The following is a 234-nucleotide window of genomic DNA, read 5'->3' as shown; positions in this document are numbered from 1 at the left end:
CAACTGGTAATCGAAGGCCGGGCGAAACTGAACGACTACATCGCCTTCGTCGCGGAACAGCCGCACCTCGCCTGCGATAACGACCTGACGCTCGTTGCGGCCCCCTTGCCCTACCACTACCGGTGCGGGCGCTGCCGCCTCTGATACTGGCTCCCGAAGGCCAAAGAGTCCGCTCAGGACTTTGCCGAATGTCGTTGCTGTCATCTCCGGCTCTCCTACAGCAAGGAGCCGAAG

Annotated in this window: 1 pseudogene; it reads right to left on the bottom strand. The window is 62.0% G+C overall.

Features of this window, described 5'->3' with window-relative positions:
- Positions 1-204, bottom strand: a pseudogene (locus SB753_RS41565) (hypothetical protein); the annotation flags it as partial.
- Between the last annotated feature and the right edge of the window lie 30 nt (positions 205-234).

Source organism: Paraburkholderia sp. SIMBA_053 (genome assembly GCF_046534895.1).
In the GTDB taxonomy this organism is placed as follows: Bacteria; Pseudomonadota; Gammaproteobacteria; order Burkholderiales; family Burkholderiaceae; genus Paraburkholderia; species Paraburkholderia caledonica.
Note: the sequence above shows the minus strand (reverse complement) of the source record. Positions and strands in the feature narration are given on the sequence as shown.